This window comes from Arthrobacter sp. GMC3, assembly GCF_002929305.1.
In the GTDB taxonomy this organism is placed as follows: Bacteria; Actinomycetota; Actinomycetes; order Actinomycetales; family Micrococcaceae; genus Specibacter.
Genome location: NZ_PJIO01000017.1, coordinates 47616 through 68485, shown reverse-complemented (window position 1 = coordinate 68485; position 20870 = coordinate 47616). Strand labels below are relative to the sequence as shown.

General features: G+C 62.7%; 19 protein-coding genes. 5 read left to right on the top strand and 14 right to left on the bottom strand.

What is annotated here, in order from left to right:
* Window positions 1–388: 388 nt before the first annotated feature.
* Complete coding sequence (locus CXQ94_RS19185; RefSeq protein WP_104092195.1) at window positions 389–877, bottom strand: GNAT family N-acetyltransferase; 489 nt, start codon at window positions 875–877, stop codon at window positions 389–391.
* A gap of 57 nt (window positions 878–934) precedes the next feature.
* Between CXQ94_RS19185 and CXQ94_RS19175 the strand changes: the two genes are divergently transcribed.
* Genes CXQ94_RS19175 through hrpA form a run of 3 tightly spaced genes read left to right on the top strand, consistent with a single transcriptional unit; the run spans window position 935 to window position 6259 of the window.
* A complete protein-coding gene (locus CXQ94_RS19175; RefSeq protein ID WP_146070370.1) occupies window positions 935–1921 on the top strand; it encodes a hypothetical protein in 987 nt (328 codons plus the stop codon).
* Window positions 1918–2319: a GntR family transcriptional regulator gene (locus tag CXQ94_RS19170; RefSeq protein ID WP_104092192.1), complete on the top strand. Its 402-nt coding sequence runs from the start codon at window positions 1918–1920 to the stop codon at window positions 2317–2319. The genes CXQ94_RS19175 and CXQ94_RS19170 overlap by 4 nt, the downstream gene beginning before the upstream one ends.
* 13 nt (window positions 2320–2332) lie before the next feature.
* Window positions 2333–6259 (top strand): ATP-dependent RNA helicase HrpA, encoded by a 3927-nt coding sequence (gene hrpA / locus CXQ94_RS19165; protein ID WP_104092191.1) that lies wholly within the window; start codon window positions 2333–2335, stop codon window positions 6257–6259.
* Window positions 6260–6493: 234 nt separating this feature from the next.
* Here hrpA and CXQ94_RS19160 read toward each other — a convergent pair whose 3' ends face one another.
* Genes CXQ94_RS19160 through CXQ94_RS19140 form a run of 5 tightly spaced genes read right to left on the bottom strand, consistent with a single transcriptional unit; the run spans window position 6494 to window position 11114 of the window.
* On the bottom strand, window positions 6494–6967 hold the full coding sequence (locus CXQ94_RS19160) for a hypothetical protein (protein WP_104092190.1): 474 nt from the start codon (window positions 6965–6967) through the stop codon (window positions 6494–6496).
* 28 nt (window positions 6968–6995) lie between these two features.
* The gene (locus CXQ94_RS19155; protein ID WP_104092189.1) at window positions 6996–8714 is read right to left on the bottom strand and encodes a long-chain-fatty-acid--CoA ligase; all 1719 of its coding nucleotides are present in this window, start codon (window positions 8712–8714) and stop codon (window positions 6996–6998) included.
* Window positions 8715–8774: 60 nt separating this feature from the next.
* Complete coding sequence (locus tag CXQ94_RS19150) at window positions 8775–9203, bottom strand: HIT family protein (RefSeq protein ID WP_104092188.1); 429 nt, start codon at window positions 9201–9203, stop codon at window positions 8775–8777.
* 19 nt (window positions 9204–9222) lie between these two features.
* Entirely contained in the window at window positions 9223–10272 is a 1050-nt protein-coding gene (locus CXQ94_RS19145) for an NAD(P)-dependent alcohol dehydrogenase (protein ID WP_104092187.1), read from the bottom strand.
* The gene (locus CXQ94_RS19140) at window positions 10269–11114 is read right to left on the bottom strand and encodes a sulfurtransferase (RefSeq protein ID WP_104092186.1); all 846 of its coding nucleotides are present in this window, start codon (window positions 11112–11114) and stop codon (window positions 10269–10271) included. The genes CXQ94_RS19145 and CXQ94_RS19140 overlap by 4 nt, the downstream gene beginning before the upstream one ends.
* A 66-nt stretch (window positions 11115–11180) precedes the next feature.
* Between CXQ94_RS19140 and CXQ94_RS19135 the strand changes: the two genes are divergently transcribed.
* The gene (locus CXQ94_RS19135; protein WP_104092185.1) at window positions 11181–12275 is read left to right on the top strand and encodes a PLP-dependent cysteine synthase family protein; all 1095 of its coding nucleotides are present in this window, start codon (window positions 11181–11183) and stop codon (window positions 12273–12275) included.
* On the opposite strand, the gene CXQ94_RS19130 is transcribed toward CXQ94_RS19135, so the two are convergent.
* Window positions 12272–12928, bottom strand: coding sequence for an MBL fold metallo-hydrolase (locus tag CXQ94_RS19130; protein ID WP_104092184.1), 657 nt, complete (start codon window positions 12926–12928; stop codon window positions 12272–12274). The genes CXQ94_RS19135 and CXQ94_RS19130 overlap by 4 nt on opposite strands.
* A 126-nt stretch (window positions 12929–13054) precedes the next feature.
* Here CXQ94_RS19130 and CXQ94_RS19125 point away from each other — a divergent pair, with 126 nt between their 5' ends.
* Window positions 13055–13462 carry a Fur family transcriptional regulator gene (locus CXQ94_RS19125; RefSeq protein WP_104092183.1) on the top strand — a complete coding sequence of 136 codons (408 nt, stop codon included), beginning with the start codon at window positions 13055–13057 and terminating at the stop codon, window positions 13460–13462.
* Here CXQ94_RS19125 and CXQ94_RS19120 read toward each other — a convergent pair.
* From CXQ94_RS19120 to CXQ94_RS19090, 7 genes are all read right to left on the bottom strand, one after another.
* The gene (locus CXQ94_RS19120; RefSeq protein WP_104092182.1) at window positions 13459–14862 is read right to left on the bottom strand and encodes a lipase maturation factor family protein; all 1404 of its coding nucleotides are present in this window, start codon (window positions 14860–14862) and stop codon (window positions 13459–13461) included. The two genes, CXQ94_RS19125 and CXQ94_RS19120, sit on opposite strands and share 4 nt — an antisense overlap.
* Before the next feature lie 122 nt (window positions 14863–14984).
* Window positions 14985–15866, bottom strand: coding sequence for a metal ABC transporter permease (locus CXQ94_RS19115; protein WP_104092181.1), 882 nt, complete (start codon window positions 15864–15866; stop codon window positions 14985–14987).
* The gene (locus CXQ94_RS19110; protein ID WP_104092203.1) at window positions 15863–16657 is read right to left on the bottom strand and encodes a metal ABC transporter ATP-binding protein; all 795 of its coding nucleotides are present in this window, start codon (window positions 16655–16657) and stop codon (window positions 15863–15865) included. The genes CXQ94_RS19115 and CXQ94_RS19110 overlap by 4 nt, the downstream gene beginning before the upstream one ends.
* A 26-nt stretch (window positions 16658–16683) precedes the next feature.
* A complete protein-coding gene (locus CXQ94_RS19105) occupies window positions 16684–17601 on the bottom strand; it encodes a metal ABC transporter solute-binding protein, Zn/Mn family (protein WP_104092180.1) in 918 nt (305 codons plus the stop codon).
* Window positions 17602–17675: 74 nt separating this feature from the next.
* Window positions 17676–18734, bottom strand: coding sequence for a hemolysin family protein (locus tag CXQ94_RS19100; RefSeq protein ID WP_104092179.1), 1059 nt, complete (start codon window positions 18732–18734; stop codon window positions 17676–17678).
* Entirely contained in the window at window positions 18731–20077 is a 1347-nt protein-coding gene (locus tag CXQ94_RS19095; RefSeq protein ID WP_104092178.1) for a hemolysin family protein, read from the bottom strand. The genes CXQ94_RS19100 and CXQ94_RS19095 overlap by 4 nt, the downstream gene beginning before the upstream one ends.
* 242 nt (window positions 20078–20319) lie before the next feature.
* Window positions 20320–20844, bottom strand: coding sequence for a flavin reductase family protein (locus CXQ94_RS19090; RefSeq protein ID WP_104092177.1), 525 nt, complete (start codon window positions 20842–20844; stop codon window positions 20320–20322).
* Window positions 20845–20870: the final 26 nt, after the last annotated feature.

Here is a 20870-nt window from a genome sequence, read left to right as displayed (position 1 = left end):
AGACACAGGAGCCCGGGGCAGCGGTGCCCTCGGCCACAGGATTCAGGTCAGCCAAACCCGGGCCATCAGGGCGGGGTAGGACAGAGCCAGCAGTGCCCGGTGTGGGACTGGTGCCACCGGCCGCACGGGAATCCCTTGGGGAGAAATCCACCCACTCCGGAACCGCCATGCCCATCACCGCCCGTAGAACCGAACCACAAAATTAGACTATATATTTGAGTAGATAATAAATCTTTGCTACCTATATTCTAAATTCAGGCACTGACATTCACGGCACACAATGACCCGGTCCAGCAAATCTGTGGGCAACTATCCTGACAGCCACAACTGTGGAGGACCCAAAGGGGCTAGTTCTCTGGGCAACCACCGTCGAACTCGAGCAGACCGGCTAGAGCAAGAGTTTGAAACCGGCGTGCGACTGGGCGAATCCGAGCCGTTCGTAGAAGCGGTGAGCATCCACGCGCGAGTTGTCGCTGGTCAACTGCACCAGCGCAGCCCCGCGACGGCGCCCTTCCTCAATGGCCCAGGCGATCATGGCAGACCCCAAGCCATTGCCGCGCAGATTCCCGTCAACGCGCACGGCCTCAATTTGCAGTCGCAGCGCGCCGGAGCGGGCCAGCCCGGGAATGAAGGTCAGCTGCATGGTCGCGACCACAGCCCCCTCTGGGGAATCCACCACGCACAGCAACTGCGCGGGATCTGCGTCGATTGCCCTAAAGGCCGCAAGATAGGGGGCGCGCCGTTCGGGCGCATTTGACTCCACTGACGCCCGGAGCTGGTCGCGGGCAATCAGTTCAATGATGAGGCCGACGTCGGACTCGGAAGCCCTACGTAGTTGGAACGGCCGGCCCGCCAAATTCAGTGTCGCAAGTGTCATGCCCTCATCTTTTCATGTATCAATCAGTTGACACACGAGAAGCAAGGTGTGTATTACTTGAGCAATACACGAAAGGTCCTCCCGTTGATGAAATTACTCGCTGCCCTTGCCGTGATTGCGGCACTAGCCTTAGTAATCACCGCTGCTGCATCGTGGGTCTCGCGTAGGCGCAAGCCGCTAGCAATCACAACCGGCAAGTCGTCGACAGTGCCGGCAAGATCCGCCATCGACAGGGCCATGCTGGGTGCCCAACTCAAGGCGGTTGCCGCCGTCGGCTTCTCCATTGCCACGTTCGTGGCACTGTTCCGTGCCGCCATTGCCTTCTCCGGAATGCTGGGCCTTCCCCTAGCCCTCGTCTCCGGACTGTCGGTCAGCGCCGGATTGCTGCTCTTCTCGGCGCTGCCGTCCACCAAGCTTTCAGCCCAACCAACGGCCTCCGCCACCTTGACTCCCCGGCGCCCGTGGTCCTTTGGATCCCGCAGCAACTTCATAGTGCCCGCGGCCATTGCCGCCATCTACATCGCCTTCCTCATGGTGACGGGACTGACATCAGCCCCAGATGGTAAGGGCCGGTATCGATTGCTGGACCTTGAGAATGTACCCTCAACAGTTGCCACGACGTCGTACCCCGGCTGGTACTACGGCGTTCCCCTCATTGCCGTGACAGTTGTCTTGGCAGGCTCGGTGGTCTTGGCCCTGCGGCGCATTTCCACCACGGCCGCCCTGCCAGATCCACGAATGACCTCCCTAGATAGAAAGTGGCGCGAAATTTCCACCAGGGTTGTCCTACGGCTCGGAACTGGCGCATTGTTGGGCTATTTTGGCGGCACCGCTTTGGCCGCAGCGCGGGCCATGGTCAGCATCGCCGGAGTGTGGGATGAAAGCGGCAAAGGATCTCTCCTGGGGCTCGGTGTCACCAGCGCCGCAGTCGGAGCAGTACTTGTAGGGGTCGGCGCGATGCTGGTGGTCCTGGCAGGAAAAGACGCGCTCTCCATTCGGGAAAAAACCCGAGTAGCATGCCCAGAGGCGGCACTCACCCCATGATCACCGTCAACCACCACGGCCCGGTCCCGCCTTTTGAACAAATCAGAGAACAACTCGGGGACCTGATACGCTCCGGCACCCTGAATTCCGGGCACCGACTGCCCTCCATCAGGCAACTTGCAGGGGATTTGCGGCTCGCCGCCGGAACAGTTGCCCGGGCCTACACCGAACTGGAGTCTGCAGGACTCATCACCACGAGCCGGACCGCGGGCACAAGGGTTTGTGCGGGGCACGGATTCGCGGAGGAAGTACAGCATGCCGCGGACAGCTTTGCCACTGCGGCCCAAAGGAACGGACTCACCCTAGAGGAAGCCTTGGGAGCAGTCCGCACACAATGGCCCCTGAACTCGGAGCCCGTAGATGACGTGGACGGGACGCAGAGGCCAAGAACCGCATAAACTGGATGACACCATGACTTTGACTATCACCTACCCCGCCGCGCTGCCCGTATCGGAGCGCCGCGAGGACATCATGGCCGCAATTGCCGCCAACCAGGTCACCATTATCGCCGGCGAAACCGGCTCCGGAAAGACTACCCAGATCCCGAAAATGTGCGTGGAACTGGGCCTGGCAGAAAACGGCCTGATCGGCCACACTCAGCCGCGCCGCCTCGCCGCGCGCACCGTGGCTGAACGCATTGCCAGCGAGCTCGACGTCGAAATCGGCCAAGAGGTGGGCTTCCAGGTCCGCTTCACCGGGCACGTGGGCCCGCAAACCAAGATCAAGATCATGACCGACGGCATCCTGCTGGCGGAAATCCAGCGCGATAAGCTGCTGCGCAAATACTCCGTCATCATCATCGACGAGGCCCACGAACGCTCCCTTAACATCGACTTCATCCTCGGCTACCTGCGCCAAATCCTGCCGCAACGCAAGGATTTGAAGGTCATCATCACCTCGGCCACCATTGACCCCGAACGCTTCGCCAACCATTTCGCCTCCCCCAGCGGCCCAGCCCCCATCATCGAAGTCTCCGGGCGCACGTTCCCCGTGGACATCCGCTACCGCCCCCTCTCCGACCCCTCCACAGGAGAGGACGACGACGCCCTTGGCTCTCGCACGGACCGCCATCTTGACGGGGGCAACAGCGAGGAGGACAGGGATCCTCTGGACGCGGTGTGTGACGCCGTGGACGAACTGTCCAAGGAGGCGCCCGGTGACATCTTGATCTTCTTCTCCGGCGAACGAGAAATCCGTGACGCCGCCGACGCCCTGCACGGCCGGGTTAAAACGAACCCGCGCCTGCGCAATGCCGAAATTCTTCCGCTGTTCGCAAGGCTGTCGCTGGCCGAGCAGCACGCTGTGTTCACGCCCGGTTCGAAACAGCGGATCGTGCTGGCCACCAACGTGGCCGAAACCTCGCTCACGGTGCCGGGCATCAAGTACGTCATCGACACCGGCACGGCCCGTATCTCGCGCTACTCGCACAGGACCAAGGTCCAACGCCTGCCCATCGAGCGCATCTCCCAGGCCTCCGCCAACCAGCGATCGGGCCGTTGTGGCCGTGTCTCGGACGGCATCTGCATCCGCCTCTACTCAGAGGAGGACTTCAACGCCCGCAGCGAGTTCACCGACCCGGAAATCCTGCGCACCAACCTGGCCGCCGTCATCCTCCAAATGACCGCCATGGGCGTAGCCAAGGGACCCAAGGACGTGGAGAAGTTCCCGTTCGTGCAGCCACCGGACTCCCGGGCCATCACCGACGGCGTGACGCTGCTGCGCGAACTCGGTGCCGTCGGAGCCCAAGGCGGCATCACCGGCGTCGGCCGTCAGCTCTCTCAGCTCCCGGTGGACCCGCGACTGGGCCGCATGATCGTGGAAGCCGCCAAGCGCGGCGTAGCTGCCGAGGTCATGGTCCTTGCCGCGGCGTTGACCATCCAGGACCCGCGTGAACGCCCCACGGACAAGCAACAGCTTGCCACCGAGAAACACAAGCGATTCCAGGACGAAAACTCCGACTTCACCGGCTTCTTGAACCTTTGGCGGTACATCAAGGACAAGCAGGAGGAGCTGTCCTCCAGCGCGTTCCGGCGCCTATGCAAGGCCGAATTTATCAACTATCTGCGGGTGCGCGAGTGGCAGGATTTGTTCGCCCAGCTCAAGCAGATGGCCAAACCGCTGGACATCAAGGTTTCAGGAAGCAACATTGACCCGGTGGCCAACCACGACGCCATCCACATGAGCCTGCTGACGGGGCTACTGAGTCACATCGGCCTCTACGACCAGCGCAAGCGCGAGTACGCCGGAGCCCGTGGCACCAAGTTCATGGTGTTCCCGGGATCGGCCTTGTTCAAAAAGTCCCCGGACTGGGTCATGGCCGCCGAATTGGTGGAAACCTCACGGCTGTGGGCCCGCGTCGCAGCAAAGTTTGACCCGCTGTGGGCCGAGCAGGTGGCCCCGGATCTCGTCAAGCGCACGTACAGCGAGCCACACTGGTCCAAGAAGATGGGCTCGGTCATGGCCCACGAAAAGGTGACCCTGTACGGGGTGCCGATCGTACCGGACCGTCGCATCAACTACAGCCGGATTGACCCGGAACTGTGCCGTGAAATGTTCATCAGGCATGCCCTGGTGGAGGGCGATTGGCACACCAACCACAAGTTCTTCCACCGCAACCAGGCCCTTTTGGCCGAGGTGGAGGAACTGGAAACGCGCATGCGCCGCCGCGACCTGCGCGTGGACGACGAGACACTCTTCGAGTTCTACGACGAGCGGATCGGTGCCGAGGTGGTCTCCGAACGGCACTTCGACAAGTGGTGGAAGGACGCTCGGCATCAGAACCCCGCGCTTCTCGACTTCGACACCCATGTGGTCATGGCCGAGGAACCCGAACTCGATGAAACGGCGTTCCCCAAGCTATGGACGCAGGGCGAGTTTGAGCTGCCCCTGTCCTACGAATTCCATCCGACGGCCCCGGGCGCTGCGCCAAACCCGTCCGACGGCGTGACCGTGCAGGTGCCGCTGCTGTTCCTGAACCAGCTACAGGAAGCCCCGTTCAGATGGCAGATCCCCGGGCTGCGGGCGGAGCTGGTCACGGCATTGATCAAGTCGCTGCCCAAGGCGATTCGCAAGAACTTCATCCCGGCCCCCGACGTGGCTCGTCAGGCGGCAGCCGCCCTCGCCACGGACTTTGACCCATCGGTCGATGAGCTGGAGCCGTCGCTGGAACTGGCCCTGCGCCGGCTCAAGGGCCACGTCATTCCGCCCGGCTCCTGGAATTGGGACGCCGTTCCCACACATCTGCGCATGACGTTCCAAGTGGTCGACAAGAACGGCAAGATCCTCGAGGAAGGCCAGAATCTGGCCAAACTTCAGGAGCAGCTGGCCGGCGCGACCCGTCGGGCGATCGCCGAACAGCTGGGAGCCACACCGAAGACGACGCAGGCCAGCCGTCAGCCGTTGGGCGGGAAGAAGGGGCAGTCCGCTCCTGCCTCCCAGACTGCACCCCTTGCGGCTGCGGACTCCTCCGGCATCCAGGAACGCTCGGGTCTGACCGAGTGGAGCGTGGGAACGCTTCCGCGAGAGGTCAAGCGGCTGGTAGCCGGCCACACCGTGACCGGCTACCCGGCTTTGGTGGATGAAGGCGCCACGGCAGGTATCCGTATTTTCCAGCGCCAGGATGTCCAGGAGGCTGCCATGCGACGCGGCGTCATCCGGCTGCTCGCCCTGCGTGTCCCCTCCCCCGACAGATACGTCCTTGACCACCTGAGTAACACCGAGAAACTGACCTTCAGCCAGAACCCGCACGGCAGCGTCACGGAACTGATCGCTGACTGCACCCTGGCCACCATCGACAAGCTCACCCCCGCCGCTCTGCCCTGGAACCGGGGAGATTTCGACGCGCTCTACGAGGTGGTGCGGGCAGAACTGATTGACACGGTGTTCTCGGTGACCGCCGTCGTCGAACGCGTTCTAGCTTCCAACATGCGCATCCAGAAAAAGCTCAGGGAGACCACGAGCCTGCCGTTGATCAGCGCGCTAAACGACATCAAGCAACAGCTAGAGCTCCTGGTCTACCCCGGGTTTGTGGCCAAGACCGGTTTTGCCCAGCTCAGCCAGCTTCCCCGGTACCTGGCCGCCATCGAGAAGAGGTTGGAAAAACTGCCCGCCAATGTGGCCCGCGACGCCCAGGCCATGGCGTCGGTGCAGCGCCTGGAGGATGAGTACGACGACGCCGTGGCGGCGCTCGTTCCAGGGCAGCGCTCCACCGCGGCCCTAGAACATGTGCGCTGGATGATCGAGGAACTGCGGGTCAGCTTGTTCGCGGTGGAACTCGGAACCGCTTATTCGGTCTCTGAGAAGCGAATCAGAGTGGCCCTGGCTAAGGCCATGGCCTAGCCCTAGGCCGACCAGCCGCCATCAGATGGCAGGATGACGCCGTTGACGCCGGCAATCCTGTCTGCTGAAACGTTGACGGCGATGGCCGCGGCATTGTTGCCGAGCGATCAAGAATCCGGGCTGATCTCCCCGGACGTGGAGCCGGCCGGGCCCCGGCTATTTTCCGGGCAGCCTTCACGACGGCCCACGCGCCGAAAACATGGCGTTGATGTCCCGGCGCCAAATATCAGCAGCTCAGGAATCTGCTGCTGATTGCCCGGGTGGTTCCGGGTAAAACCGGCGGCTGCCCCAACCGAGTTCCCAGCCCTTGCTGACATCGAAATAGTCCGCATAGGCAACGGGAACGGCGTCGAAGGTGTGGACCTGCTCAAGTAGCCCGGCGTACCATCGGACATAGTTCGTTTGGGAAGTGGTTAGTCGAAGGCTGGGCAGCCCGGCCTGGATCATTTCCGCCACATGGCGCGCATCGTGATGCGTTTGAATCTCCACTCCCATGAATTCAAGACCTGCAGCACTGGAGTACCTGATGCACTCTCCTTGGTGGCCCGATCCTGTGTCCGGGCCGGAAACTGTGGGGTCCTCAAAAATGTTGACACGCCAGGCCGTACCTGAAGCGTTCATTCCCGGATAGACACGTAACGATCCGAAACCTGCCCGGTGAAGAAATCCGACCGCTTCCAAAATCCTCACCGGCAAATTGAATTCCATATTTACCACTCTAGTAGAGCCGGCAGCATCAGAGGGCCGGCAGCATCTCTTCCTTGACCTTTTTGCGCAGGATCTTTCCCAACATCGAGCGCGGCATATCCACAATCTCCACGATCCGCACCGGCACCTTGTAGCCGGCCAGGGATCCCCTGCAATGGGTTCGCAGCGCGGCCTCATCAAGGACGACGCCGGGTGCCAGCTGGACGGCCGCAACCACCATTTCGCCTCCGCGCTCAAGCGGCTTGCCAAAGACTGCCGCGTCCACCACGTCCGGGTGTAGGCGGAGCACATTTTCCACCTCGGACGGGGAAACGTTGAACCCGCCGGTGATGATCAGTTCCTTGGCCCGATCCACGATGGTGGTAAAGCCGTTGGCGCTCACGGTGACAACGTCCCCGGTACGCAGCCAGCCGTCGGGGGTGAGGGATTTGGCGGTTTCTTCGGGATTGTTCCAGTAGCCGGCGAAAACTTGGGGGCCCTTGATCAGCAGCTCGCCGGGTTCACCCTGCTCCACCTCGACGGCGGTATCCTCAACCTCCACCACCTTCATCAGCGTGGAGGGAAACGGCACGCCAATGGTGCCGTTCACGCGCGTGGGATGGAATGGGTTGCCAAATGCCACCGGGGACGATTCGGTCATGCCGTAGCCTTCCACCAACAGTCCACCGGAGACTGACTCCCAGAGTTCCACGACGTGGGTGGGGAGGTTCATGGCACCGGAAATACAGTATTTGCACGAGCGTAAGGACACCCCCTTCTCCTTGGCGGCGATGGCGGTGCGCTCGTAGATCGGCGGGACGGCACAGTAGACGGTGGCGGGCGATTTCTTCATGGCCGCCAGCACCAGGTCAGTATCAAACTTGGGGAAAAGCACCAGCAGGCCCTGCTTGCGGATGCCAAAGGTGAGGTACAAGGTCATGCCGAAGGCGTGGAACATGGGCAAGATGGCGTAGAGCACCTCCTTGCCCAGCTGTGCCCCGTGCATCCAGGCCTCACCCTGGAGCGCATTCGAGTACAGGTTGAAGTGGGTGAGCATGGCACCCTTGGGGCGGCCTGTTGTGCCTGAGGTGTACCCGATCACGGCCAGGTCCGCTACGCCCGGCCGCGGATGCGCCGCGTCAATGCCGCCGTTGTCCAGCAGTTTCTTCCACGGCATCGCCCCCGGCGCTGGCCCGCTCAGGGCCGCGCGGGTCTGACGCAACTTCTTCACCGGCAGGTGCAGGGCAAGACGCTTCACGGCCGGGAACTCAGAAAGCAAATCCACCGCTACGACATGGTCGATCGGGACGTCGGCAGGAAATTCCCGGATGGCTGCCACCGCCTTGTCCCAGGCGATGACCACGCGAGCCTGGTGGTCCTCAAACTGGTGGCGGAGCTCGCCTGAGGTATACAGCGGATTGTGCTCCACCACCACGGCGCCCAGTCGAAGCACTGCATAAAATGCCACCACGTGCTGGGGGCAGTTCGGCAACACTAGCGCCACCCGGTCCCCGGCGCGGACGCCGAGCAGGCGCAGCCCCTCGGCGGCCCGGCTCACCTGCTCCCCCAGCTCACGGTACGTGGTGCGGCGACCAAAGAACTCCATGGCCGGCGCGCTCCCAGCTTCCGCCACGGACCGTTCAAACATCGCCACCAGCGATTCCGTGGGTAACTCAATCTCGGCAGGGACGCCGGGCTGGTAGTTCTTCACCCACGGGTGCTGATCGGTGGCGGAACGCTCAGTGTTCGGGTGCTCGGTGTTCGACATGCTTCCATCTTGCCGCGAGCCAGCCCGAAAACCAACCAGCCATGCGCCACGGGGAATCCCCTAAGCTTGGGGAACTTTCGCCCCGTGTCCGGCGGCACGCAGCGCATCCCGGAGCTTCTCGGCACTGGCATCAAGCTCGGCCGGGTCGGGGTTGTTGTCAACGGCGGCAAAGCTGAAGTTGTCCAGACCATAGGCCGGGAACACATGGATGTGCAGATGTTCCACCTCGAAACCGGCGATGATCACTCCCGCGCGGGGGGCGTCAAAAGCCGCAACCTGGGCTTGGCCCACGATCTGCGCCACAGACATCAACGTCGCCATCAGGGCAGGCTCGGCGTCGGTCCACTTGTCCACTTCAAGGCGCGGCACCACCAAGGCATGACCCTGGGTCAACGGCCCGATGGTCAGGAACGAGACACAGTCCTCGTCCTGCCACAGGAATCGTCCGGGGATCTCACCGTTGATGATCTTGGTAAACAGAGTGCTCAAGAAAGGCTCCTACAGGGTCTTAGAGAGTTGAGTTGTCCAGGACGAAGCGGTACTTGACATCGCCGGCAACCATGCGGTCGTAGGCCTCGTCGAGCTGGTCCGCGGCGACCAGTTCAATGTCGGAGACAATGCCGTGTTCGGCACAAAAGTCAAGCATTTCCTGGGTCTCTGCGATGCCACCGATCAGGGAGCCGCCGTAGGCCAGGCGCCGGCGGATCAGCAGCCCCGGGTCAACTGCGGGCATCTTTTCCGAGGGCAGGCCCAGCTGAATCAGGGCGCCGTCGCGGTCAAGGGTGCGCAGGTACGGATTGAGGTCATGCACGGCGGCCACCGTGTCCAAGATGGCGTTGAGGGAACCCTTGGCGGCGGCCATCTGTTCGGGGTCGGAGGAGATGACCACGTGGTCGGCACCCAGTTCACGGGCGGCGTCGGCCTTGGCCGGTGAAGTGGTGAACACGGTGACTGTGGCACCCAGCGCCTTGGCAATCTTCACGCCCATGTGTCCGAGCCCGCCAAGGCCGATCACGCCCACCCGGTCGCCGTCCTGGACGTCCAGATAGCGCAAGGGCGAGTAGGTGGTGATGCCTGCGCACAGCAGGGGCGCCACTGCGGCCGGGTCCAAGCCCGCGGGTACCTTCAGGACATAGTTCTCATTCACCACAATCGAGGACGCGTACCCGCCCTGGGTGATGACACCGCCGTTGCGGGAATCGAGAACACCATAGGTGCCCGTGTTGCCCCTCTCGCAGTACTGTTCAAAGCCTTCCAGGCAGGAGTCACACTCGCGGCAGGAGTCAACCATGCATCCCACGCCTACGGGGTCGCCGACGGCGAAGCCCACCACGTCGTAGCCCACACGGCTCACGGTCCCCACAATTTCGTGGCCCGGGACCAAAGGGTATTTGGCCGGTCCCCACTCGGAGCGGATGGTATGCACGTCGGAGTGGCACAAGCCGCAGAAGTCGATCGCGATCTCAACGTCGTGGGCGCCGGGTTCGCGACGCTCAATGGTGCTGGCGGACAGTCCGGACGTGGCCGAGGTGGCTGCGAATGCTTTTGCTTGCGTCATGCCCCAACCCTATCGCCACCGGGGCCGGTCTCCACCGGAAGCTCGGGGCGATTCGACCACGCAGACCATGATCCCGGGTACAGGGTGGCAGTGATTCCCGCGATTTCCAGCGCAGCAATCTGGTGGGCGGCCGTCACGCCCGAGCCGCAGTACACGCCCACCTCCACACCTGGCACAACCCCCAGCGCGGCAAAACGGGCCCGCAGTTCTTCCGCGGGAAGGAACGTCTTATCTGCCGCCAGGTTTTCCATAGTGGGGGCACTGATGGCGCCCGGAATGTGCCCGGCCCGCGGGTCAATCGGCTCACTCTCGCCACGGAACCGCTCCCCCGCCCGCGCGTCCAGCAGGATTCCGGACCAGGCCGCAGCCCCTTGCGCATCCATGGTTCCCCTAGCACCAAAACGTACGACGGCGTCCCCGGCCTCCGCCTGGAACTCGCCGGTGCTCAGTGGGAGTTCGGCTGCGCGCCAGGCAGCCAGCCCGCCGTCGAGCAGGAATACGTTCCCGATGCCGGCGTAACCCAAAAGCCACCAGGCGCGGGCGGCGGCGGCCGAGCCGGCGTCGTCGTACACCACCACGGTGTCCCCGTCGTTGATGCCCCAGCGGCGTACCGTCGCCTGGAAATCGGCTTCGGCAGGCAAGGGGTGGCGGCCATCCCGGGGTTCGCCGTGGCCTGCCAGCTCCGTATTCATGTCCGCAAAAACCGCCCCCGACAGGTGCCCTGCCAGGTAGTGTTCATGGCCGTGCGGATCCCCGAGCACCCAGCGCACGTCCAGCAGAACCGTCCGTTGACCAGACTCCAAACGATCCTGCAACTGTGCAACGGTGATCAATACGCTCATCTGTGAACTCCTTGTTGAAAGTCTTTGGCTCAAATCTATCCCCGCCGGGCAGGTTAAGCTGGCCTTATGAACACTGAGCAAGAGGCATGGGCGTGGACGCATCAGGCCATCAAGAAAGTCCAGGCCGAGAACAACCGCAGCGCCGACACCCACCTGTACAAAGTTGACTTGCCTTCCCACTGGGGCGTCGATCTATACGTCAAGGATGAATCCTGCCACCGCACCGGCAGCCTCAAACACCGCCTGGCCCGCTCCTTGTTCCTGTTTGCGCTGGTCAACGGGTGGATCCACCAGGGCACCACAGTGGTGGAGGCCAGTTCCGGCAGCACCGCCGTTTCCGAGGCCTACTTTGCCCAGTTGCTGGGCCTTGACTTTGTGGCCGTCATGACCCGCTCCACCAGCCCGGAAAAGGTCGCCCTGATCGAGAGCTTCGGGGGGCGCTGTCACTTCGTGGACAAGGCCGATGAGGTGTACTCGGCGGCGGCCGCCATCGCCGAGGAGACCAATGGCCACTACATGGACCAGTTCACCTATGCCGAACGTGCCACCGACTGGCGTGGCAACAACAACATCGCCGAGTCCATCTTCAGCCAGATTTCCCACGAACGGTTCCCCGAACCGGCCTGGGTGGTGGTGGGCGCCGGCACCGGCGGCACTTCCGCGACCATTGGCCGCTACATCCGCTACCACGGGCATGCCACAAAGCTTGCCGTGGTGGACCCCGAAGGTTCGGCATTTTATCCGGCGTGGAAGAACGGCGATTTGTCCACGGTGACGGGGCGTTCCTCCCGCATTGAGGGGATCGGGCGCCCACGCGTGGAGCCCAGCTTTGTGCCCGGCGTCATTGATCACATGATTGAAATCCCCGACGCCGCCTCTGTGGCGGCCATGCTTCACTTCACCGAGCTTGCCGGCATGTCCGCCGGACCCTCCACCGGCACCAACCTGTGGGGTGTGTGGCAGTTGGTGGCCCAAATGGTGGCCAAGGGTGAGCGCGGTAGCATCGTCACACTGATGTGCGACGGGGGGGAACGGTACGCGGGCAGCTACAACAGCCCGGCGTGGCTGGCCGAGAAAGGGCTGGACCCAGCCCCCCACCTGACCACCATTGCGGAATTCTTCGCGACAGGCTGCTGGGACGAGGGGCGCGGGTCCGCCTAAAGTTCCACGGACTCCCCCGCGGCCAGGTGCCGGAAGTCGGTGCCATGCTCGGCGCCGACCCGGGCAATGTGCGATTCGGTGAAGGACAGCCCCTTCTCGTTGAGCAGGCCGTCGTGGATCTGGAACGCCCGCGGCGCCCGCACCGACACCACAAAGTCCACTACCTCGGCCACCTTGGACCAGGGCGCATGCACGGGGACCAGCAGCGTGCGAACCTGGACCCCGGCGGGCACGATCAGGGAGTCGCCGGGGTGGTATACGGCGTCGTCCACCAGATACCCCACATTGGCGACCACGGGGATACTCGGGTGGATCAGCGCGTGCTGGCCGCCAAAGCAGCGGATGGCAAAACCGACGGTTGTGAAGGTGTCCCCGGCGGCGGTGTCGTGGACCTGCCCGGCCACGGCAGGGGCCGCACTACGCAGGGTGGCGGCCACCGTGGCGGGGGCATATACGGGCAGTGCGGGGTTGGCCGCCAGCGCCGCAAGGACAGCGTCCTGGTCGATGTGGTCCGCATGCTCATGGGTGATCAAAATGGCCCCGGCCCCTGCCAACGCCGTTGAAGTTTCCGAAAAGACACCCGGATCCAGGACCAGCACCTGGCCTTCCTTCTCGAGACGGACACAGGCGTGGGTGAATTTTGTAAGCAACATGGTGCCAGCATATGCCTGTGCCCGAGCCGTACCAAGGGACGGGCCGCTGAAGTCACCACGATATTCACCAGCAATGTGAGTTAGGCTGGATAGTTGAAAGCAACGTATGGAAAGCAGGTTGGGCGAATGCCGCAAGTGCCGGTGAAGGAACAGCGCGTCACCAAGCAACGGCTGGCCATCAGCGCTGCGCTGGATACCTTGGTGGACTTCGTCAGCACGCAGGAACTGCACCGTTTGCTGCACGAACAAGACATTCGTGTGTCTCTGGCCACCACGTATAGGATTCTGGCGTCCATGGCGGACGAGGGCCTGGTTGACACGCTGCGCAACGGCGAGGGCGAAGCCGTGTACCGACGCTGTTCGGCCACCTCACACCACCACCACCTGCTGTGCCGTCGCTGCGGCAAAACGGTGGAAATTGAGGCCCCTGCCGTCGAGAGCTGGGCTGCCAAGATCGCCAAGGAAAACGGCTTCACACAGGTGCAGCACACCGTGGAGATCTACGGCCTGTGCCCGGAGTGCTCCGCGGCTTAGGCTCCCAAGCTCATGGGCGGCACTAAGTCACCCAAGGGCTCGCGTACCCACCAGTTGCCGGTTTCCCGCCATTCGCGCCAGCTGCTGTATCTGTAGCCAAAAATCCGCGCCCGCACCCACTCGGGCCGTGCGCCACCAAAGGGGTCCCGGCGCAACAGCCTTAAGGTGGCCGGGTCCGCCTCCAGCAGCTTGTTCAGGAACGGCACAAACCAGTTCATTCCTGGTGATCCCAGCGCTAGGAACCACATGAGCCAGTCGAGCCGGAGGTGGTAGGGGGCAAATTGCCGCGGCATCCGGGCCGGCTCCCCCGGCTTTCCTCGGAAGCCGTATTCGAGCCAGCGGCCGGTGTAGGGGTCACCGCCGGTCCCTTCCACCACCACCTCATACCGCTCCCGGGTGATAGAACCAAACGCGCCGTAGGCATTGCCCAGCCGCCACCTGTTGAAGCTGCCATTCATGATCTGGTTCCGTGAAAACAAGTTACGCAGCGGCCACCAGCTGAGCACCAGCATGAGCGACGCCATCGTGAAAACCACGACGACGAACCACGCCGGGCTGCCCGGCCCACCGGCCGCCGCTCCCGCCAAAGACGGAGTGTCCACCGCCGAGAAGGCGAGCACTATGGTGATGGCATTGAGCCAGGCAAAGTTGCCCGAGAGAAGCAGCCAGCACTGGGTCACGATAATTACGCCGGCGGCCACGGTGGCCAGCGGCTGCGGGGCAAACAAGAAGAACGGCACCACCAGCTGCGCCACGTGGTTGCCCACAACTTCCATCCGGTGCAAGGGCTTGGGCAGGCGGTGAAACCACCAGCTCAGCGGGTTCGGCATGGGCTGGGTTTCGTGGTGGTAGTACAAGGCGGTGAAGTCCCGCCATGCGGGGTCGCCGCGCAGCTTGATCAGCCCGGCACCGAATTCCAGCCGGAACACGAGCCAGCGCAGCAAGAACAAGGTGATCAACGGCGTCGTGGTTTGATCCGAGCCCAAGAATGCCGTCAGGAAACCTACCTCCAACAGCAGGATTTCCCAGCCAAAGCCGTAAAAGACCTGCCCCACGTTCACTATTGACATGTAAAGCAGCCAGAGTGTCAGGAACACCAGCATCGGAACCCAGGGCGGGCCGCGCTGGGGAAGGCCCAACACCATGGCCCCAGCAAGCACGGCGCCGACCCACGCCACCCACCTCAATAAAGTATCGGTGTAGCGCCAGCGAAAGAGTGTGGGGCCGGGCGGGCGCCTGATCCGGGCCAGGTATCGTGGCACCGGAAGCAGGCCGTGTTCACCTAAGAGTGCGGGGAACTGCAAGGCACTGGAAACAAACGCGATCACATAGATCGCGGCGATGCCTCGCTGGAGCACCACCCGCGCCAGCTCCGCGCTTGCCACGCCGAACCAATCCATCCCCCAACGCTAGATCCCCCGGCGCCGGATTGCACTGTTATGCGCCCTGCTCATAGCGAGCCAGGCGCATAACACTGTTATGCGCCGCCCCCGTTGCGGCAACGGAGCATAACAGGACGTGACTAAGCAGCTGCCGCCACCGGGGGACGCGCTGACCAGCCCCGTTTGCGCCGCCACGCCCCCACCACACGGGCGATCACATAGATCAGGAAGGACAGGGTTGTCACGTAGGGGGAAATCGGGATCCTACCGCCCAGTGCCAGCATGATCCCGCCCACGGTGGAAACCATGGCGAACGTGACGCTGAGCAGCACCACCATGCGCGGTGCCACCGTCACCTGCAGGGCTGCGGCCGCCGGGGTGATCAGCAGTGCAAGAACCAGCAATGCGCCAACCACCTGGATGGACAAAGCCACGGCGATGCCCAGCAGGAACATGAAGACCAGCGACAGGGTGCGAACGGGAACTCCGCGCGCCGTGGCGATGTCCGGGTCCACGCTGGCGAAAGTCAGGGGGCGCCAGATCAGTACCAGCCCTGCGATGACTACCAGCGCAGTGCCGGCCAGAACCGAAAGCTGGGTGGAGTCAACGGAAACGATCTGACCGGTCAGCAGGCCAAACTTGTTGGCTGCGCGTCCTTCATAAAGTGAAAGGAACAAGATGCCCAGGCCCAAGCCAAACGGCATGATGACGCCAATGACCGAATTCTTTTCCCGGGCCCGCACGCCCATTACGCCCAGGAGCAATGCGGCAAGCACCGAGCCCACCAGGGATCCAAAGATCACGTCCGCGCCAACTAGCAAGGCAAAGGCGGCCCCTGCAAAGGAGAGCTCGGCAATTCCGTGGACCGCAAACGCGAGGTCGCGCATCATCACAAAGGTGCCGATCAGCCCGCCCACCAGGCCAAGGATGGCCCCTGCAAGCAAGGTGTCGCGGAACAGCGGCAACAGTTCCGAGTAGTTGGAGAAGTTCAAAACGGCGTTGCTAAAATCAGCCCAGTTCATGATGACACCACATCGTCAACGGTATGGCCGTCAACCACGGCGTCCGGACGCCCCACCACAACAATCCGCCCGTTGCTGTGCAGCACCTCAACGTGGGTGCCATACAGTTCCGAGAGCACCTCGGTGGTCATGACCTGCGCTGGCGTCCCAATGGTGAATCGGCCGCCCGCCAGGTACAACACCCTGTCCACATGGTCCAGGATCGGATTGATTTCGTGGGTGACGAAGACCACGGCGGTCCCGTGCTCCTTGGCTTGTTGTCCCACCAGGGCGCTGACGGCTTTTTGATGGTGCAGATCCAGCGAGAGCAGCGGTTCATCACACAGCAAGACTTTGGGGTTGGACGCTAGGGCTTGGGCGATGCGCAAGCGCTGCTGTTCACCGCCAGAGAGCATCCCGACGGGAATCTTGGCATACGGCGTTGCTCCCACCTGTGCCAAAAGACCGTCCACCTGCTGCTTGTAGCCTCGACCGCGGATCCGCACACCCCATTTGTGCCCGTCGACACCCAAGCCCACCAGGTCGCGGGCCCGCAACGCGGTGTCCGGAGCAAAGTTTTTGTGTTGCGGGACGTAGCCAATGCTGCGGTGGCCGCGTTGGGCCGGCGCCCCGTCTATGAGAAGCGATCCCCCGCTTAGCGGAACAAGTCCGAGCAGGACTTTCAGAAAACTTGTCTTGCCGCTGCCGTTGGCGCCTAACACTGCCAGGAACTCCCCTGCCGCGAGGTCAAGGCTCAGTCCGTCCCAAAGTGTGCGTGGTCCGTAGCTCAGTTGCGCATCGCGCAGGCTGATAACAGGCGGCCGGGAGGTATTTTCACTCAAGGATTCAGGGCCTTTTCGATGTGGGTGACGTTAGAGTCCATCCACTGAACATAGTCCATTCCAGCTGGCAGGGTCTCGCTAAAGTCCACGACGGGGACGCCGGCTTTTTCTGCTGCCGTCTTTACCGCAATGGTTTGGGGGCCCTCGGTTTGTTCGTTGTAGGCCAGCAGGGCGATGGTGCCCGAGCCCATCAACGCCAAGGTGTCGGCCAGGACAGTGGTGGGTACGTCAGAACCATTTTCCACGGCCTCGCTGAATTCGGCCGGCGTCTTGTTTACCAGCCCGCCCGCCGTCAGCAGGTACAGCGGAACGGGTTCGGTGATGGCAACACCAGTGCCGCCATGCGCCGCCTTTATCGCGGCCAGTCGTGCTTCCAGTGCCGAGAGCTGGACCTTGAAGGCTGCGGCATTGTCGGTGAACTTCGCCGCATCGGTGGGCTTGGCCGCAGTGAAGCGGGCGGCCAGCTCGTCGGCCAAGGCAGCCATGGTGGGCAGCGAGTACCAGAGGTGCTCATTGAAGTTGGCACCCGTGTCCAGACTGGAGAGGTCGCTGACGTTGATAATCTCCGCCGGCGTAAGCAGCCCCTTGGCGAGCTGGCCGAAGAAGTCGTCGTACCCGCCGCCGTTCTCGATGCCCACAGCAGCCTTGGAGACGGCCAGCTTGTCCTGGGCATTCGCCTCGTAGGAGTGCGGGTCAGCTCCGGGCTTGCTGATGATCGAGTGGACCGAGACCAGATCCCCTCCAACAGCCTCAGCAATGCTGCCGTAGACATTGGTGGAGGCGACCACGGCGATCTTGCCTTCGGCGCTTCCCGGCGATGGTGCCGCGCCGCCCCCGCACGCCCCCAGCGCCAGGGTGCTGGCTAGGGCAAGGCCTATGACAAGGACCGTTCGGCGGGGGCGGCGTAAGCGCATGAGATTCCTAACGAAGTGCTAATGAGAACTATTACTAATAGGCCTAGCATAGCCCATATTAGGAATGGTTCGCATCAAGCCTTTCGTCGTTCGTGAATTTGCGTCTGGGTGGCATCGCGAATCTCGCCCACCAATTGCTCAATCACATCCTCCAGGAACAAAATGCCCTGCGTCTGGCCCTCGGCGGAAATCACACGTGCCACATGCGATCCCGTGCGCTGCATGATGGCCAGCGCATCCTCAATTTCCTCGTCCATGGCCAAATTCACCATCGAACGGACACGGGCTTCGCCAATGGGCATCTCGTATCGCTCCACCGGAATGGGCAGCACGTCCTTGAGGTGCAGATAGCCCAGCATCGTCCCGGCGTCGTCAGTCATGACGAAGCGTGAGAATCCGGTCTTGCCCACCTTGTGCTCAAAGTCCACGGGCGTGGCCGACGCCGGCAGGGTCACCACCTGTTCCAAGGGCACCATGATCCCCTGCGCCGTTTGGGTCGAGAACTCCAGCGCTCCGTTGATCAGGCCGGTTTGGTCATCGACCAAACCGCTTCGCGTGGATTCGGCCACAATGGATTGCACCTCTTCCAAGGTGAAGGATGAGGAAACCTCATCCTGTGGCTCAATCCGGAACCAGCGCACTATGTGATTCGCGGCCCAGTTCAAGGCCACAATGATGGGGCGGACCACCCTGCCGATGAAAACCAAAGGCGGCGCCAGCAGCAAGGCGGCCTTGTCGGCAGCCGAGACGCTCATATTTTTGGGGACCATCTCACCAAAAGTCACGTGCAAGAACGTCACGATCAGCAGTGCCACGGCAAAGGCCACGGGGCCCGAGATACTGTCGGCAACACCAAGTGCATGCAGCGGATCGGAGATCATATGGTGGATGGCGGGCTCGGCCACATTCAAGATCAACAACGAACACACCGTGATGCCCAGCTGGGCGCAGGCCAGCATTAGGGAGACGTTTTCCATCGCATAAAGGGTGATCTTGGCACGCTTAGAGCCAGCGTCAGCCAAGGGTTCAATCTGGCTGCGGCGTGCTGACATGATGGCGAATTCGGCCGCAACAAAGAAAGCGTTGCCCAGCAGCAGCACTACGAGCCACGCAATTCCTGCCCACGGGCTCACAGGGAATCACCACCCTGGGGTACGACGGGCGTTTCGCCTGTGTCGGGGTTTGGTGCCGGGATGAACCGGATTCTGTCGATGCGGCGCCGTTCCAGACGGTCCACCACTAGGGTTCCGCCTTCCACGGCTACGGTGTCGCCTACTACGGCAATGCGACCCAGCTCGGCCATCATGAACCCGGCCACCGTCTCGTAGCTGGCCTCGTCGGGGACGTTTAGCGGGCCAATGCGCTCGGAGACCTCGTCGGGGCGCATGAGCCCCGGGAAGTACCAGTCGCCGTCTGCTGTTTGAAGAATGCCGGGTTTGGACCTGTCGTGCTCATCCGAGACCTCACCAACAATCTCCTCCACAAGGTCTTCCAGGGTTGTCACCCCGGCAGTGCCGCCGTATTCGTCCTGCACCACTGCCATTTGGAGGTTTCCTTCACGCAGTTCAAGGATCAAGGCGTCCAAGTGAACAGTCTCGGGGACGCGCAACACGTCGGTCATGATGGCACCGGCCTGGATGTCGGCGCGTTTTCGGAAGGGAATGGAGACAGCCTTTTTCAAGTGGACAACGCCGAGGATGTTATCCGGCGAATCGCCAATGACGGGGAACCTTGAGTACCCGGTACGCCGGGCCGCTTCAATGATGTCCGCAACGGACTGCTCGGACTCTATGGTCTCCACGCGCATGCGCGGGGTCATGACGTCGGCGGCAGTTCGCTCACCGAAACTGAGGGTTCGCGCCACAAAACGGGCGGTCCCCTCATCCAGAGTGCCCATGGCGGCCGAACGGCGCACCAAGGATGCCAATTCAGCCGGGGATCGAGCCCCGGAGATCTCCTCCTTGGCCTCCATGCCGAACAGATTCAGCACCTTGTTCGAAAAGCCGTTCAGGACAACGATGGCGGGCCTAAAGACTGCGGTAAACACCAGTTGCGGGCGTGCCACGGCCTTACCAATTTCGAAGGAGCGGGCGATCGCCATGTTCTTGGGAACGAGTTCACCAATGAGCATGGAAAGCAGTGTTGCCAACACCATGGCCGTGACAAGGGCAATAGGCGCCGCGGCGGCAGCCGGCACACCTAGGGAATCCAGCGGCACGGCCAGAAGCGCCCCGAGCGATGGTTCTATCAGGTAACCGGTCAGCAGTGTTGTCAGCGTGATGCCAAGCTGGCAGCTGGAAAGCTGGGTGGAAAGGGATTTCAGGCAGCGCAGCAGCGGTTCGGCAGCCTTGTCGCCGTCGTCAACGGCCCGTTGGACGCTCGACTGGTCCAGGGCGACAAGCGAGAATTCCACGGCAACAAAGAAACCCGTGCCAAGGACGAGCAGCAAACCTGCTGCAAGGAGGATCCATTCCATCAATAAGCCCCCTTCCCAGCGTGGACGCTGCGGGGGCTACTCGCCGGCGGAGGGTGGTCGGAGCTGGGGCCAACCGGTGCGGACGTAGAAGTGTGATGGTCACGTGTGCGGGGTTTGCCGGCTTGTGCAACGTTCGCGCGCGAGCTAAATGTGCCGCGCCGCGAACCGTTGTGCCGGCCCCTAGATTTACTCTCCATAGGATTTTTAGTCTACATGAGCCCCCAGTGGGCCGCTGGTCGATCCTAGGAAATGACCGTGTGTTCGCCCAGCCCGTGGAAGGCCCGGCGGTGGTAGACCATGGCCTCCCCAGGCTCTTCCGGGGCAATGACTTCCACTACCGATGCGGCCACGAGGAGCGAGCCGCCGGCCGGGGTGCGGCTGAGAACCTCACAGCGCAAGGCGTAGCCGGCATGCATGAGCAACGGCTCCCCCGTTTCCAGACGGGTCCACACCATGGATCCGGTGAAACGCTCGGTGGTGGAACTGGCGAAGGTTTGGGCCAGTTCCAGGTCCTCGGCCGTCAACAAGTGCACTACCAGGGTGTCGGCCACGGCGATAGCTGCCGCCGACCCTGTTGAGGCCGCGAGGGAAAATGCCAGTATGGGCGGCTCCGCGGAGACGGAGGCAACGGAGGAGGCCGTGATGCCCACGGGGCCTGTGCCAATGTCGGCGGTGATGACCGAGACTCCCGCCGGGTGTCCACCAAACGCTGATTTGAACTCGCGAGTGGCCTTTGCCTCCGTACCGGAAACCGGGTGCGCCGTCATTAAAGGGTCCTCCCATTAGGGCCCCG